This is a genomic window from Pirellulaceae bacterium (genome assembly GCA_019636385.1).
In the GTDB taxonomy this organism is placed as follows: Bacteria; Planctomycetota; Planctomycetia; order Pirellulales; family Pirellulaceae; genus Aureliella.
On sequence record JAHBXT010000001.1, the window covers coordinates 212,810 to 227,242 of the forward strand.

Genomic DNA, 14,433 nt, shown 5'->3' on the forward strand with positions numbered 1-14,433 from the left:
TAACGAATTGATTTGGGTACAATTCAACAATAACGCTATTAATGTAACGGACGCTCTGCCGCGACTTCAGTCAGATTACACTTCAACAGAACCGTTCCTCAAGACTGCAGCACGCTCTCTCGGAACGTACTCAACATTTACGTTTGACTCACCAATCGCGGTTGATTTTATCGCGGCTACCATTTGTAGTTACATGCACGCGATGTTTCCAGGGTCGATGGATGCGCTAACATGGGTTAGCGATGAATTCAATACCCAGACTGCCCATTGATGGTGCGGATAACAACCCGATCGGGATAGGGGTGCGGCAGCCCAGGACTTATAGACTTTGGAGGAATTTCGCAGAATCCCTCCAGGAGGATACGATGTCAGAGAGTCCAAATGTGAAGCGTGCCAGCCACAAATTTCATTCAACTTGGAGAGACCCGAGCCAGCCGAGGCATCGCCGGCTTCCTTCCCACGGTTGGTCGCCCTTTCCGCAGTTGCCCCCGCCTCGTGTTTGTTTCTTACCAGCTATTCAATTGGTATACTGACTCCTGTAAGAAACTCGGAAGTTAACACAGAGAACAGGGCTCACTGGTAGTGAGCCGCACCCCACAAACTCACGCCCATATTGGGTGTACGTGAACGGGAGCCGCCGTTGAAGCGGATTTTGGAATCATAGCTTTTTGGCGGCGGCCGCGTTACCGCTGCCGTTAGCTGGCCACTCAGTTACCCAGTTCAACACAAGGTGATACAAGATCGTGACAACCTTGCACCTGAAAACCATAGGCTTTACGATGGCATTGCTTGCGCTTCTGCCAGTCACGCCGGCCCAAGCCCAAACGAGCGTCACCCCGGCGGATGCCCGCGCCATTGCCAAGGAAGCCTACATCTACGGTTTCCCGATGGTGGATAGCTACCGCATCATGCACGCCTACTTCGTGGACCGTGCAAATCCCGAATACAAGGCGGACTGGAATCAGATCCGCCACTTCGCCCGCGTTTTCACGCCCGAGGACAAGGCCGTGCAGACGCCCAACTCGGACACGCCGTATTCCTTTCTCGGCCTGGATCTGCGATCCGAACCTGTCGTGCTCACCGTGCCGGCGGTCGAAGCGAATCGTTATGTCAGTATCCAGCTGATTGATCTCTATACGTTCAACTTCGATTACATCGGCAGTCGCTCAACTGGCAGCGACGGCGGTAGCTTCCTTATTGCTGGACCGGGCTGGAAAGGCGAAGTGCCCAAAGGCATCAAGAAAGTGATTCGCTCAGAGACCGAACTGGTGCTCGCCCCGTTTCGGACGCAACTGTTCAATCCGGGCGACATCGAAAACGTGAAGAAGGTTCAAGCCGGCTACAAGGCGCAGCCGCTGTCGCAGTTCCTCAAGCAACCCGCGCCGGGCGCCGCCCCGAAGATAGACTTCCTTCCACCGCTCACGCCCGACGAGCAGAAGTCCTCGCTCAAGTTTTTCAATGTGCTGAATTTCGTCTTGCAGTTCTGCCCCACGCATCCGTCGGAGACGGAACTCATGGCGCGTTTCGCGAAGCTCGACATCGGTGCGGGCATGCCGTTCGACGCCGACAAACTTTCTCCGGAAGTACGGAAGGCCGTGGAAGAGGGAATCGCCGACGCGTGGCTGGCATTTGCCAGCGCCAAGCAGCTGATGGATGAAGGGAAAGTGACTTCCGGCGATATGTTCGGATCGCGAGCACAGCTGAAAAACAATTATCTCTACCGAATGCTCGCTGCGGTGGTAGGCATCTACGGCAATTCAAAGCAGGAGGCCATGTATCCGATGTATACAGCTGATTCCAGCGGGCAGTTGCTGGACGGGTCAAGAGCTCGTTATGCTTTACGCCTCGCGCCTGAGGAGTTTCCGCCGGCCAATGCGTTCTGGTCGCTGACGCTATATGAGTTGCCCCAGAGCCTGCTCTCCGCCAATCCGCTGAACCGCTATTTGCTCAATTCGCCCATGCTGCCGCAGTTCAAGCGTGATGCGGACGGCGGAATTACGCTCCTCATCCAGCACGAATCTCCTGGAAAGGAATGGGAATCCAATTGGCTGCCTGCCCCGAAGGGACCATTTTTCATGGCCATGCGTCTCTACTGGCCAAAAGCCGAAGCGTTGGAAGGCAAGTGGACCGCGCCGCCATTGAAGCGGATGCCGTAGAGCAATGGATCGCACCAAGGTTGGCGATGAGCCAGGCCAGCTGGCAAGCGGTTGCAGCGAACGGCGCTAGCGCGCCGCCTCTGAACCGGGACGTTATGCCGCAACAGGAATGAAATGGCTAAATCAACATCTAGCGAACCGCCTAAATCCACAGCCGGGGATCTTGTTCACACTGTTACACGAGCTGGTTTGCGTTCACTCCCGGTTGTTGGAGGTGCAGCCGCCGAACTTTTTAATGCTGTCGTATGCCCCCTCGAAAAACGATTCGATGGATGGCAGGAATCGGTCGGAGAACGACTAAACAACTGGAATCTGATCATCGAATATCAATTGACGATCTTGAGTCCAATGACAATTTCATCAACACCGTAATGCGAGCGTCACGGGCAGCATTGAAGACACATCCAATCGAGAAATTGAATGCGTCACGAAATGCCGTCGTAAATACGACGCTGCCGAATCCGCCGGATGAAACAATGCAACAGATCTTTATTCAACTTATTGACGAACTGAGTGTTTGGCATCTCCGGGTCTTGGATCTGTTTCGTGACCCAAGTGGCTGGTTTGCACGAAAGAACAAGAAACCACGACCAGCGCACCAGGTTGGGTGTACGTGAACGGGAGCCGCCTATGACTCGGATTTTGAAATCATAGTTTTTTGGCGGCGGCTCGGTAACCGCCGTCGTTCTGCCTAAAGTATGGAACTTGCCATGTTGAAAATGCTTCCTTGCCTCGATTCAGATGAAATGGCCACCTCCCGACGGCAGGAATTGGATATCCCGCGAAATGTAGCCGCCGCGCTCGGAAGGTCAGCAGTGGAAGCTGCCGCCAAGGGTTATTATGTCTGTGGAGACGGTACGAAAGTCGATTGGAGTGGTTATGTGCAAGCCGCCTGCACTTCCAAGGTAAGCGTTCTTCCGGATGCGAGTCTACCAGCGCGTGAGTTTATTACATTTCCTGAAACACAGATTCAAGTCACTAACGAATCAACCCTCGGAGCTTCGCGGCGGCTCGTTGACAGCGGATTAAAGCCTCTTGCGCTGAATTTTGCCAATGGTATTTACCCTGGTGGAGGCTTCCTTAGCGGTGCCAGAGCGCAAGAGGAGTTCCTTTGCCGATCCAGTGCTTTATACCTGACACTAGTTGGCGATCCGATGTATGACGAGCACGGCAAGCGCCCGCGACCAGATTCTTCTGATTGGGCCATCTATTCGCCTGATGTTCCCGTCTTTCGAACCGATGACGGATCGGCGCATGGTCATCCGTGGCTACTGAGCTTCATTACCTGCGCTGCCCCCTATGCGCCCGTCATTGGCCAGCCAGAAGCCGGAGACCTCTTGCGACGACGTATTCATCGGGTGCTGGCTATCGCACGGGCCTACGGACATGCGGCATTTGTGCTTGGTGCATGGGGCTGTGGCGCTTTCAGCAATGATGCCTACCGCACTGCTATCGATTTTCGGCAGGCTCTGGAAAACGAAGTCAGCGGGGCCTTTTCCGACATCGTATTTGCCATCACAGATTGGTCTCCGGAGAGAAGGTTTCTAGAGCCTTTCCGCGCGGTTTTTGCGTCAAACGATAGATGAACTAGGCCATCCGATAGGATGATTCTGACCAACCTGAATATCGAATTGGAACCAAGCACTGGTTTCAGATTGGCAATTTTCAGATGTAGGTCGGAGTGCCCATAATGAGTCCCCATTGCCAAGCTTCCAATTCGTGACGCAGTTGTCGGAAACTCCGCCGCCGGGTTACGGTTACTCCACAGCCTGACTCAAGTCCAGGCATCGATGTCTTCTATAACTAGCGCGCGTCTCGTGCTACTCCGACTTGGCGGCGAAGTCGCCGGCGGTGATGATAACTAGTCGATTTGGATCAAGGTGCTGTTGCAAGGCCTGCAGAACCTGCTGCCTCGTCAAACTGCGGATAGCATGCTCGAAGTTCGCGTAATAGCTCAGGTCGCGGCTGGCAAAGATCGTACTGGCCAGCAGGCCGACCAGGTTCTCGTCGTGGCTGCGATTGAGCTGTTCACTGTGCAAATAACCGTCTCGGGCGGCTGCCAATTCGTCGTCTGTGATTCCGTCGGACAGCAGCTTATTCAGCTCCTCGGCAATCGCTTTTGAAACGGCATCGCGATTGGCCGGATTGGTAATGGCAAAGACGGTAAAACTGCCGCGGCGGTCAATGGGGTGAGAATTGAAACTGGAGCCAATCGCATACGACAAGCCTTCTTTCTGCCGCACGCGATCTCCCAAGCGCGACGACAGCGCTCCACCGCCCAGCACATAGTTGCCGATGACCAGACCGGGATAATCCGGATCATCGTCGCGCAGCGCCGTTTGCAAACTCGCGTAATAAACTGCATTAGCTTTGTCGGGCGTGAGAATCTCCTGTTGCTGGCCGGCGACTTGTGTTTGCGCCTCTTGGGCAATGCGTTGGAAGGCAATATCGCTGGACCAGCCCTTAAGCAACTCATCCAATTGCGACAACAACTCATCAGCATCAAAATCACCTACTGCGGCAATTTCACCGTACTGGCTACTGAAGTGTGTGCGATGCAGTTCGGCCAATTGATCAACCGACACTTGCTGATAGCGCTCGATTCGTTCAGCCAGCGTTGGCACGTAACGTATATTGGTCGAGTCAAACGGTGCTAGTGCGCGGCGCATGGCTACTCCGGCCAGCGCATTGGGATCGGTCATCCGCGACTGGGTAGCGGCGATTGCCTGACGGCGAAGCACCTCAAGCTCCTCGGCGGCCAAGCGTGGCCGGCGCACGATATCGATCAACAGCGGCAAAACCTCCGCCAAAAATGGCCGCGATGTTTCCACGTCCAGGCTCACCAGCCCCGCTGTCCCCGACGCGGTAATGTGCGTCTGCAAGTGGCTCAGGCGATCTTGCAACTGCTGGTAATCTAGCGACTGGGTGCCGCGCATCAGCAGTTCTGGCAAGAACTCGCCGGCGGTCACATACGGAGCCAATGATTGTTCGTTGCCAAATCGCAGGTTGAGTTGCAGACGAACAATTTTTCCGCGAGTCTTTTTGGGCAGGCAGGCGGCCTTCAGTCCGCAACGCAACTGTTTGCGGAGTGTGGCCGCCTCGATGGCCAGCGGATCGGGATCAAACTGCTCCCCGTGCTCGACCTCGCCCAGTCCCTTGTAATCCGCCAATAATTCCTGCAGATTGGGCGGTGCCGGGATGGTAACTCTTTCGGGCTTTTCCGTGGGGATGAACAGGCCCAATGTTCGGTTGTTGCGGACAAAATAGCGCCGTGCCACTGCAGTACACTCTTCAGCCGTTAGCTCCTGGACGTAATCGCGAAATAGAAAATACAGTCGCCAATCGCCTTGAGCGGCCCATTCGCTCAGTTCAACAGCGATCGCCGATGTATCGGAGCCGCGCAATCTTCGTGAGCGCGTGAATTCGTTTTTGGCACGGGCAAGCTCTTCCTCGGTAATCGGTTTATTGGTCACACCTTCGACCGAACGCAGCAGAGCCTCCTGAGCAACTTCAAGCGATTTTTCGGTGGGAACCTGTACTTCAAAGATGGCCAGGCCGGGATCGCGTAAGCTAAAACAGCCGGTCGTGACACCGGTAGCCAGTTCTGGCACGACTAAATCTTGATATAGACGTCCCGCAGGCTCGGTGCCAAACATCGTAGTCAACATTTCAATCGCTGCAAATTCGCGGCTGGATCCCGGTGGAACGTGATATCCAGCGCACACATATTGGGCGTTGCCGACGCGTCGCAGAACGACGCTGCGTTCGCCATCGCGTGCCGGTTCGACGGTATAGGTTCTATCTAGCGGAGTTTGGCTGGACGGCAGTGCTCCAAAATACTTGCCGATTAGCTCAAGGGCCTGTTCTGGTTTGAAATTCCCGGCCACCACCAGCATCACGTTGTCGGGCCGATAATACTTGCGATAGAAGCCTTGCAGCTTGTCGATAGGCACACGCTCGATATCGCTACGATTGCCGATTGTGGACTTACCGTAATTGTGCCAGTCGTAAGCCACCGATTGAACGCGTTGCATCAATACGCTGCGCGGGCTATTCTCGCCACGCTCAAATTCGCTGCGGACGACGGTCATTTCCGATGCCAGGTCCTCGCCCAGCACGCGGCTATTCATCAGCCGATCGGCCTCCAGGAAGATGGCGAACTCCAGATTTTCCGCCGACTGCTTGGGCGATGCGGCGGGCAACGTTTCGAAGTAGTTCGTGCGATCCAACCAAGTCGTGCCATTAAAATCGGCTCCACGATTCTTGAGTAACTCGGGAATGTTCGCGTGCGACGGCGTGCCTTTGAAGAGCATGTGCTCCAGCAAGTGTGCCATCCCGGCTTCACCGTAGCCCTCGTGCCGCGAGCCCACAAAGACGGTCATATTGACGGTCACCACCGACTTGCTGGGGTCAGGGAGCAATAGCACTTGAGCACCATTTTCCAGGCGGTACTCGGTAATTCCTTCGATGGATGTAATCTGACTTGGCATGACAACTTGCGCCCACAGGGTTCCCACACAGGCCAACCAGCCGGATGCCAGTAGCGATCCAGCAGCTCCCAACAACCAGTGACGTTGCACGTTCTAGTCCTTTACGACGCACAGCCGCACAGCTGAGAGCACAATACCGGCGGGGCGGCCGAATTTAACCCGCCAGCGGCAGAACTACTTCCGTACCATCGCTGCGAACTGATCAAAGAGATATTCGCTGTCGTGCGGCCCGGCTGAAGCTTCTGGGTGGTACTGAACGGAAAACGCTGGCGCGTCGACATGCCGCACTCCGGCAATTGTATCGTCGTTCAGATTGCGATGCGTAATGCGCAAGCAACTGGGCAGACCCAGTTCTTCAACGGCAAAGCCATGGTTTTGTGAAGTGATCTCGATACGGCCCGTATCGAGGTTCAGCACCGGTTGATTGCTGCCACGGTGACCAAACTTGAGTTTGTAGGTCTTGGCACCGCACGCCAAGCTGAGCAGTTGATGTCCAAGGCAAATGCCAAACATGGGGCGCTGTCCCACCAGCTGTCGAATCGTTGAAATGGCGTATTCCAGCGGCTCGGGGTCGCCAGGACCATTGGACAAAAAAATTCCATCGGGTTGCTGAGCCAATACTTCGTCGGCCGTAGCAGTGCCTGGCAGGATGGTGACGCGATGTCCGCGAGCGCACAGATGGCGGGCGATATTCCATTTCATTCCAAAGTCTAGGCAGACGATGTGCGGCCAGTTGTCGAGACTCTGTGCTTGATTGTATGAGTTAGCCGCTATTTGATAGAGGGCTTCATTCCAAACCCGCGCCCGTTGCGGAATTACCTCACGCACCAAATCGCGGCCAACCAAACGTGGACTGCTGTTGGCAATGTCTACTAAGCTCTTATCGTCAAGGTCACCGGTAGTCACGACACCCTGAAGAGCGCCTTGGCTGCGGATGTGGCGTACCAGTGCGCGCGTGTCGATGCCGGCTAGCGCCACGATGTTGTGCGCCTTGAGGTAATCCCCCAGTCCGCGTTCGGAGCGGAAGTTACTGGAGATGCGACTATCGGAGCGGACGACAAAACCGGCGACCTGTGGTTGATGGCTCTCACAGTCCAGTTGGTTCGTTCCGTAATTGCCGATTTCGGTATAGGTCATCGTGACGATCTGACCGCGGTAGCTGGGATCGGTCAAAATCTCTTGGTAGCCGGTCATCGAAGTGTTAAACACCACCTCGCCGGTACTTTGGCCGTCAGCTCCAATGCTGTAGCCACGAAAAACGGTCCCGTCTTCCAGCGCCAACGCTGCATTTGCTCTAAGACGCACCAATGAATTCCCCCGTAATTTCACTCAACGTTGGCCTGCACACCTGCGAGCCTTGTCGGGGGGCTAGTATACGAAGTTTCGTCGAAACCGAGAAGCCTTGCGTATCGCCAGCGAAACTGGGGTCTAAAGAGAAATTCGCGACCGGTCCAACAGCCCACACCAGCTATTTGAAATCGTCCGGATTGAATTCAACGTTCTCATCCAGACTGACCGCCAGTGGGTCTTCGGGCTCTGCCGAGCCGACAGCCTGCGACTGGTCAACCGCCGCAGCCCGTGCAGGGGCCAGTTTTGCTTGCCGAGCCTTTCGTTCCTGCAGCGAAACCACCACAGTTGTCGCCACCAAGCCGACCATGAACAGCACCCAGAAGATTTCGATTAACAACGTAGATGCTCCTGGAAAAAACACCAACCCTTTCAGGCCGTTTCTTTGCGGCCATCGGGGCGCTGTCCTAGCCTAATCCGACCGTCCAGCCCGTCAAGTTGATTGCCATCTGGTCGGCCACACCAGAATCCTGAAGCAAATGCCAACCGAATTCCGGCTGCTGTCGTTATAATCGGACCCGGAGGCTGTTTTGCCAGGTTTCAGCCCTGAAATCCTATGGTGCCGCCAATGCGGCAACTAGACTGGAAATGAGCTGTTGAGACCAAACTGGGCCACGAAACGTGTTGTGACGTGCCCCCCCTTTGAACTTTGAGATAGAGGTAGCAGCCGGATACTGATGAGTTTCAAGATCGTAAAGCAAGTTCTACAAGCGATGGCTGTGGCCGGACTGTTTCTGCCGTCTCAAAGCGTTGACGCGCAGCTTCAGGCGACCACACGCGGCCGACAACTGGCCCCTGACGCGCTGCATGTGATTGCCCCGGCCATGGAGTATGGCGAAACCTTTCAGGGGCCCGTGGATATCGCGTTGGGAAGCGATGGCGAACAACTGAATTGGACGCCCAATGAAGAGCCGGTTACGCAGACGGCGCTCCAACAACTAAAAGGCGTTACTTTCCGAGGAACGGTTCACTGCTTGGAGTTCGCTTTCAAACCGGTGCGCATGATCGAAGTCACTTTGCCCACCGAAGCTGGCCCGCAGCGCAAACTGATTTGGTATTTGATTTACCGTGTTCGCTATTTGGGCAACGATTATCGTCCGGCTCCGAAACTGGATCAGTTCGACAACCAGACATTTGAAACTCCCGACACGGTAGCCACCAGTTGGGTCCGTTTCATGCCCAATTTTACGTTTCAGGCCAAGGGCAAAGTCCAGCAGCGGACGCTGGACCAAGTCCTGCCCGCAGCCTTACCTGCGATCGAAGCCAAAGAGCGCATTGGCCAGCCGCTGTATGATTCGTTGTCCATTCAGCGCCAAAAGATCTCCATCAGCGATCCGGCTGACGATCAGGCTGTATGGGGGGTTGCCACTTGGGCGGACATCGACTCGCGCGTCGATTATTTTTCAGTCGAAGTCCGAGGGCTGACCAATGCCCAGCAGATCGTCCAAGAAGCTGACCAGCTCCAATACTTGCAGAAGATTTTGGTACTGAATTTCTTCCGTCCCGGTGACCTGCTTGAAGAGCAGGAGGATCAGATTCGTTACGGAGTTCCGGCCGTCAATCGCGTTGACGGTTTGCGAGAAGAGTTGAAACGGGCGATCGCCAATCGAGAGTACGAATTGTCGATCGTCAGTGGCGGCGAAGTGCAACTTCGGTCCCAGGAATTGATCAAAGAGATCGCCCAAAGTCTGCACGGTTTGGGCGCGGAGCGGATTCGGACCTATGGTTTGGCGGGTGGAGCCGTTTTTTCACTACAGGCGACGGGCCAGGAAAAGACCATCCAGGACGCTATCCAGCGGCAACTGGGGATTGGAGTCAAGGTGGTTGATCGAGCCATTCCGCTGGGCGAAGTCATTCGCAAGGCTGAATTAGCAGGCGATGAGCGCCAACAGGAGTATGTTCTGGAGCAATATGGGCTGAAAGAACGACTTGATTACTTCTGGACCTATCGCTAAGATTTCTGCTTCCTCTGGGCCGGTAGTTATGTAGTCACTGCCTTGGCCAGAACGATCTGGTAGCGACCTTCACCATAATGGTCGGTTAGCTACCTTCGCCAGAAGGCGGGGTTAGGTTCCGTCCACGCTCTGGCGGGCGTAGCTATCCGGAATTTGAATGGAGCTACTGGTCGCGCCAGGGGATTTAGTCGTCGTTGTCGCAGTTTGGGATGATTTGTCATGGCACATAAAAAAGGTCAAGGTTCAACGCGCAACGGGCGCGACAGTAACGCTCAACGCCGCGGGGTGAAGCTGTATGGCGGTCAAGCCGCTCAAGCTGGCTCCATCCTTGTCCGCCAGGTTGGTACCAAGTTTCGCGCTGGCCGCAACGTGGGCACTGGCAAAGATTACACGCTGTATTCTTTGGTCGAAGGTGAAGTTTACTTTGACCAAGAAGGCAAGCGAATCAACGTTCGCACCGCAAACTAGCTTGTAGCTTCTTCAACGCGCGTCGGACATCATTTATCGCAGGCAGCCGATGCCGGCATTGGCTCCATCTGGTCCGACCTATCCATGTTCGTAGATCGAGCTGAAGTAGAAATCCTAGCGGGCCGTGGCGGGGACGGTTGCGTGGCCTTTCGTCGCGAAAAATACGTGCCGCTGGGCGGCCCCAGCGGTGGTGATGGCGGCGACGGTGGTAGCGTGATTGTCGTCGCTCGCGAAGGCGTCAATAGTCTGGTCGCTTTTGCTCATCGCAAGCACTGGCGAGCCGAAAACGGATACCCGGGACTGGGATCAGATCGCCATGGCCGTAACGGCGAGGATTTGATTATTGAAGTTCCTCCGGGCACAATGATTATGGACTTGGCCAGCGGCATGACGATCTGCGATTTAGTGACCGACGGCCAACGCGTGACAATTGCTCGCGGCGGTCGGGGAGGCAAAGGCAATACGCACTTCAAGCACTCGACTAATCAAGCCCCGCGCGAGGCGACCAAAGGTGCCAAGGGTGAACAGCGCCGAGTCATCTTCGAGCTGAAGGTCATTGCCGACGTAGGGCTGGTAGGCCTGCCCAATGCGGGCAAGAGCACGCTGTTAAGCCGCCTGTCGCGGGCACGACCCGAAATCGCCAACTACCCATTTACCACCAAGTACCCCAATCTGGGCTTGGTCACGGTCGACCTGCAACGCTCGCTGGTCATGGCCGACATTCCCGGCCTGATCGAGGGCGCTGCCGGCGGTGCCGGCTTGGGCCACGATTTCCTGCGACACATCATGCGCGCTGGAATTCTAGTACATCTCGTCGAACCGATGCCGATGGACGGCTCAGATCCGGTGCATAACTACCAAGTCATCCGCCACGAACTTCACCAGTACAGCCAGCAACTCGCCGAACGACCTGAAATCGTGGTGATTAGCAAAGCTGAATTACCCGAAGCGGCAGAAGCTCACGCCAGACTGAAAGCTGCCACCGGTCGCGACGTCTTACTGATCAGCGCGGTCACCGGTCAGGGGCTGAGCGATTTGATCTATCGCGTCGCGCAGCAATTGGACCAGCAGGTAAGCGCGGACCGGGCGACATCGTCCTAGCGTTCAGCGCGGCAGTGGTTACTTATCATCCGCCGGTTTTTGACCGATGGCAAATAGGCGATTGCGAGTCGAAATGAACATCCGCTGGTTGGCAATGGTGGGAGTAGTGTAGACGGCGCTCTCCATATTCCATTCGCCCAGCAGTTCTTTCTCGGTACTTAATTTGAAGATGGCGATATCACCATCTTCATCACTAATGTAAGCAACGTCGTCCACGATGGCTGGTGCCGCCCAACAAGCAGCGAACATGTCATGAGTCCAGTGAGGTTGCCCGGATTTAGCATCCAAGCAGTGTACCAGACCGCTGAAATCGGCGATCAATAACAAGTCATCTTTAATCGTCGGTCCGCCGCAAGCGCGGTGCATTGTGGATTCGAATTCTTGGGGGTTCGAACCTTGATAATGCCAGATCATGGCCGAATTGGGATTGTCGCGCTCGATGTCACCATCGGCCTCAACCAGGGCTTGCAGCCGCTTGGGCGCGATGGGCGTACTGGGGTCAGCTTGGTTGAAGACCAACGTGGGACTCACGTCACCGCGTTTGGTCGGTTCGATACACCAGAGATGCCCTGGTCCTTCACCGTATTCGGGATCCTCGCCTACAGCCATGTACACACGGTCGTCATAAACAACGGGTGGTGCAATGATGTGATTGCGATTGCCCGAACCACCCGCAACGTACCGCGAATCCTTGGGATTACAATCGAATTTCCACAACAGTTTAGCTTTTCCATGGTCACCTTGGGCATCAAACGAATACAGCCAGCCATCGCCAGCACCGAATAGAACTTGACCGACTCCGCCAAGCACCGCGTAGGCGGGTGAGGACCATTGCCCATGCAGTACGCGCAGGCTAGGCGTGTTGTCGGACCATACCAAAGTGCCAGTATCGCGATTCAAACAAATCAGGCTTGGGGCATCATCTGTGTTGTTCTGCTCGTCCACGCCTTGGGATGTACAAACAAACAGCAGTGGGCCGGCACAAGTCACTGAGCAGTTGGCCATGTAGCGCTGCGAGACGCCCAATGAGTCCATCATGTTATATGTCCAGATCACGTCGGCTTCGTCGGTGTTTTCATTGGGCTCTCCCTTGGCACCATCGTTTTTCCGGTCGTAAAAGCCATTGGTGTCCAGGCAGGCCACTTCGCCGCGACTGGTCACATACCACAGCCGCTCGCCGTCCACTAACGGCGTTGAACAGATACCTTGGTCGGGCCAGTCGTGTTTCTTGCCCGACTCCAGTTTTTCACTGGAGTGCTGCCACAGAAATTTTCCATCTTGTTCGGAAAAGCACAGCAGGACACCCAAGTCTGTCGTCTTGGGATACCGGGCCACATAGCCCCCACCGTTGTTGGTTCCGACGAACACTCGACCATTGGCCACTACCGGATTTCCGTAGGTCGTCGAACCCAATGGAACCGACCATATAATGTTGTCGCCCGACGCCACGTCCCATTGGGTCGGAATATTGGCTGCTCCACCAACACAATTGCGGAGCGAGGAACCGCCCATTTGCGGCCAGTCGGCCTGGCCGACGCTGAATTGGGAAATCAGCTTGCGTGTCTCGGCGACGGCATCGTACTGAGCGTTGGTAAAGCCTATGGTCCAGCAAGTTAAAGCTGCCAGAAACCAACTACTGAACAAAACTCGAAAACGCGTGATCGGTGTCATAAGGTCGCAATCGTTCTAGCGCTGTGGATGAAAGTCCGTGCTGCTCGTCAACCGGCAGCCTAAACTGCTTGGCCAACGATCCCCCACCATAAACACAGACTTGGCTCACGTAAAGGTGATGGCAAACGCCTTGAACCTAATTCGTGGGCAGCAATTCTGGCGGCTTGTCAGTATACTGAGGGGCCCCCGGCCAGCAGATTATCCACTACCGCGAGCCTCCTGCACTTGATTGTTCAATTTACCGTCACCGAGCAGATTCCCTTTCCAGCGCGAACCGTGCTGGGCGTGGTGCAAGCCGCCTTGAAGGTGAAGCGAACAGTGGCTCAGCAGCTTGTTCATGAACATGCCGTTTCGTGTCGCGGGCGCATTCTTCTGCATGGGCATCAGCATCTGCAAGTCGGCGACATGCTGGAAATCGACTACGCTCCGCAACCCATCAAGATTCGCACCATCAAGACTCGACAGGTTCAGCGGTTTGAAATCGTTTACGATGATGCCGATTTTGTTGTTGTCAATAAACCGGCGGGAGTGCTGACTGTCCCCACGACGAAAGGCGAATCCAACACGCTGCAAAGTCAACTGCGCGGCTGGCTCAACCGTCAACAGCCTGGTGCCATGGCTGTCTGTGTCCATCGACTGGACCGGTTGGTATCTGGACTCTTGGTATTCGCCAAGACGTATCCGGTAGCCGATCTGTTGCGAACGCAATTTGCCAGTCGCAAGCCGCAGCGACTGTACACGGCGTTTGTCAGCGGGCAGGTGGCTGAAGATCAGGGAACGATCCGTAATTACCTGGCTACCAATGAACAGCTAACACGCTATTCATCAGACAATCCGCAAGCCGGTGAATTGGCCATCACCCATTATCGAGTCATCGAGCGTTGGCGCGACATAACGCAACTAGAAGTTCGCCTGGAAACTGGACGACGCAATCAGATACGCGTTCACTTGGCCGAGCACGGGCATCCGATTTTAGGTGACCCAAGATACGGCCCGGAAGAAGCGCAGCATCGCCTGTGGCCCTACAAACGCATCGCCCTACATGCCGAAACATTATCCATTCTGCATCCCCAAACTGGGCAACTTCTACGCTTGGTGGCCCCTTGGCCCCAAGAATTCCGCGATCTAAAACGCAAGTTAACTCCGCGAGCGCAGACGTAGTTCGACGCCGCCTGAATGCTTGCGCCGCTGGAATGCGTTGGTCAGCCTCTGTAGGATAATCAGCCGCCAACAGAACTAACTTTA

At 55.3% G+C, this 14,433-nt stretch carries 10 protein-coding genes; 6 read left to right on the top strand and 4 right to left on the bottom strand.

The genetic code is table 11. From position 1 onward, the window contains the following. The first annotated feature begins 743 nt into the window (after positions 1–743). Positions 744–2,156, top strand: a complete 1,413-nt coding sequence (locus KF752_00820; protein ID MBX3420074.1) for a DUF1254 domain-containing protein — start codon at positions 744–746, stop codon at positions 2,154–2,156. Positions 2,157–2,866: 710 nt separating this feature from the next. Further along, positions 2,867–3,742: a TIGR02452 family protein gene (locus tag KF752_00825; GenBank protein ID MBX3420075.1), complete on the top strand. Its 876-nt coding sequence runs from the start codon at positions 2,867–2,869 to the stop codon at positions 3,740–3,742. A gap of 234 nt (positions 3,743–3,976) precedes the next feature. Here KF752_00825 and KF752_00830 read toward each other — a convergent pair whose 3' ends face one another. The 3 genes from KF752_00830 to KF752_00840 all read right to left on the bottom strand — a co-directional run bounded on the left by KF752_00830 (position 3,977) and on the right by KF752_00840 (position 8,333). Next, the gene (locus KF752_00830) at positions 3,977–6,736 is read right to left on the bottom strand and encodes an insulinase family protein (GenBank protein ID MBX3420076.1); all 2,760 of its coding nucleotides are present in this window, start codon (positions 6,734–6,736) and stop codon (positions 3,977–3,979) included. Positions 6,737–6,820: 84 nt separating this feature from the next. Further along, positions 6,821–7,951 carry a glutamine-hydrolyzing carbamoyl-phosphate synthase small subunit gene (gene carA / locus KF752_00835; GenBank protein ID MBX3420077.1) on the bottom strand — a complete coding sequence of 377 codons (1,131 nt, stop codon included), beginning with the start codon at positions 7,949–7,951 and terminating at the stop codon, positions 6,821–6,823. A 163-nt stretch (positions 7,952–8,114) separates the two neighbouring features. After that, positions 8,115–8,333: a hypothetical protein gene (locus tag KF752_00840; protein ID MBX3420078.1), complete on the bottom strand. Its 219-nt coding sequence runs from the start codon at positions 8,331–8,333 to the stop codon at positions 8,115–8,117. Positions 8,334–8,670: 337 nt separating this feature from the next. Here KF752_00840 and KF752_00845 point away from each other — a divergent pair, with 337 nt between their 5' ends. From KF752_00845 to obgE, 3 genes are all read left to right on the top strand, one after another. Continuing rightward, positions 8,671–9,948, top strand: a complete 1,278-nt coding sequence (locus KF752_00845) for a hypothetical protein (protein ID MBX3420079.1) — start codon at positions 8,671–8,673, stop codon at positions 9,946–9,948. Positions 9,949–10,167: 219 nt separating this feature from the next. Further along, a complete protein-coding gene (gene rpmA / locus KF752_00850; protein ID MBX3420080.1) occupies positions 10,168–10,416 on the top strand; it encodes a 50S ribosomal protein L27 in 249 nt (82 codons plus the stop codon). A gap of 84 nt (positions 10,417–10,500) precedes the next feature. Beyond that, entirely contained in the window at positions 10,501–11,517 is a 1,017-nt protein-coding gene (gene obgE, locus KF752_00855; protein ID MBX3420081.1) for a GTPase ObgE, read from the top strand. An 18-nt stretch (positions 11,518–11,535) separates the two neighbouring features. Here the strand turns inward: obgE and KF752_00860 are convergent, their stop codons facing one another. Beyond that, positions 11,536–13,188 (bottom strand): PQQ-binding-like beta-propeller repeat protein, encoded by a 1,653-nt coding sequence (locus tag KF752_00860; protein MBX3420082.1) that lies wholly within the window; start codon positions 13,186–13,188, stop codon positions 11,536–11,538. Between the two features lie 225 nt (positions 13,189–13,413). Here KF752_00860 and KF752_00865 point away from each other — a divergent pair, with 225 nt between their 5' ends. After that, entirely contained in the window at positions 13,414–14,349 is a 936-nt protein-coding gene (locus tag KF752_00865) for an RluA family pseudouridine synthase (GenBank protein MBX3420083.1), read from the top strand. Positions 14,350–14,433 lie beyond the last annotated feature (84 nt).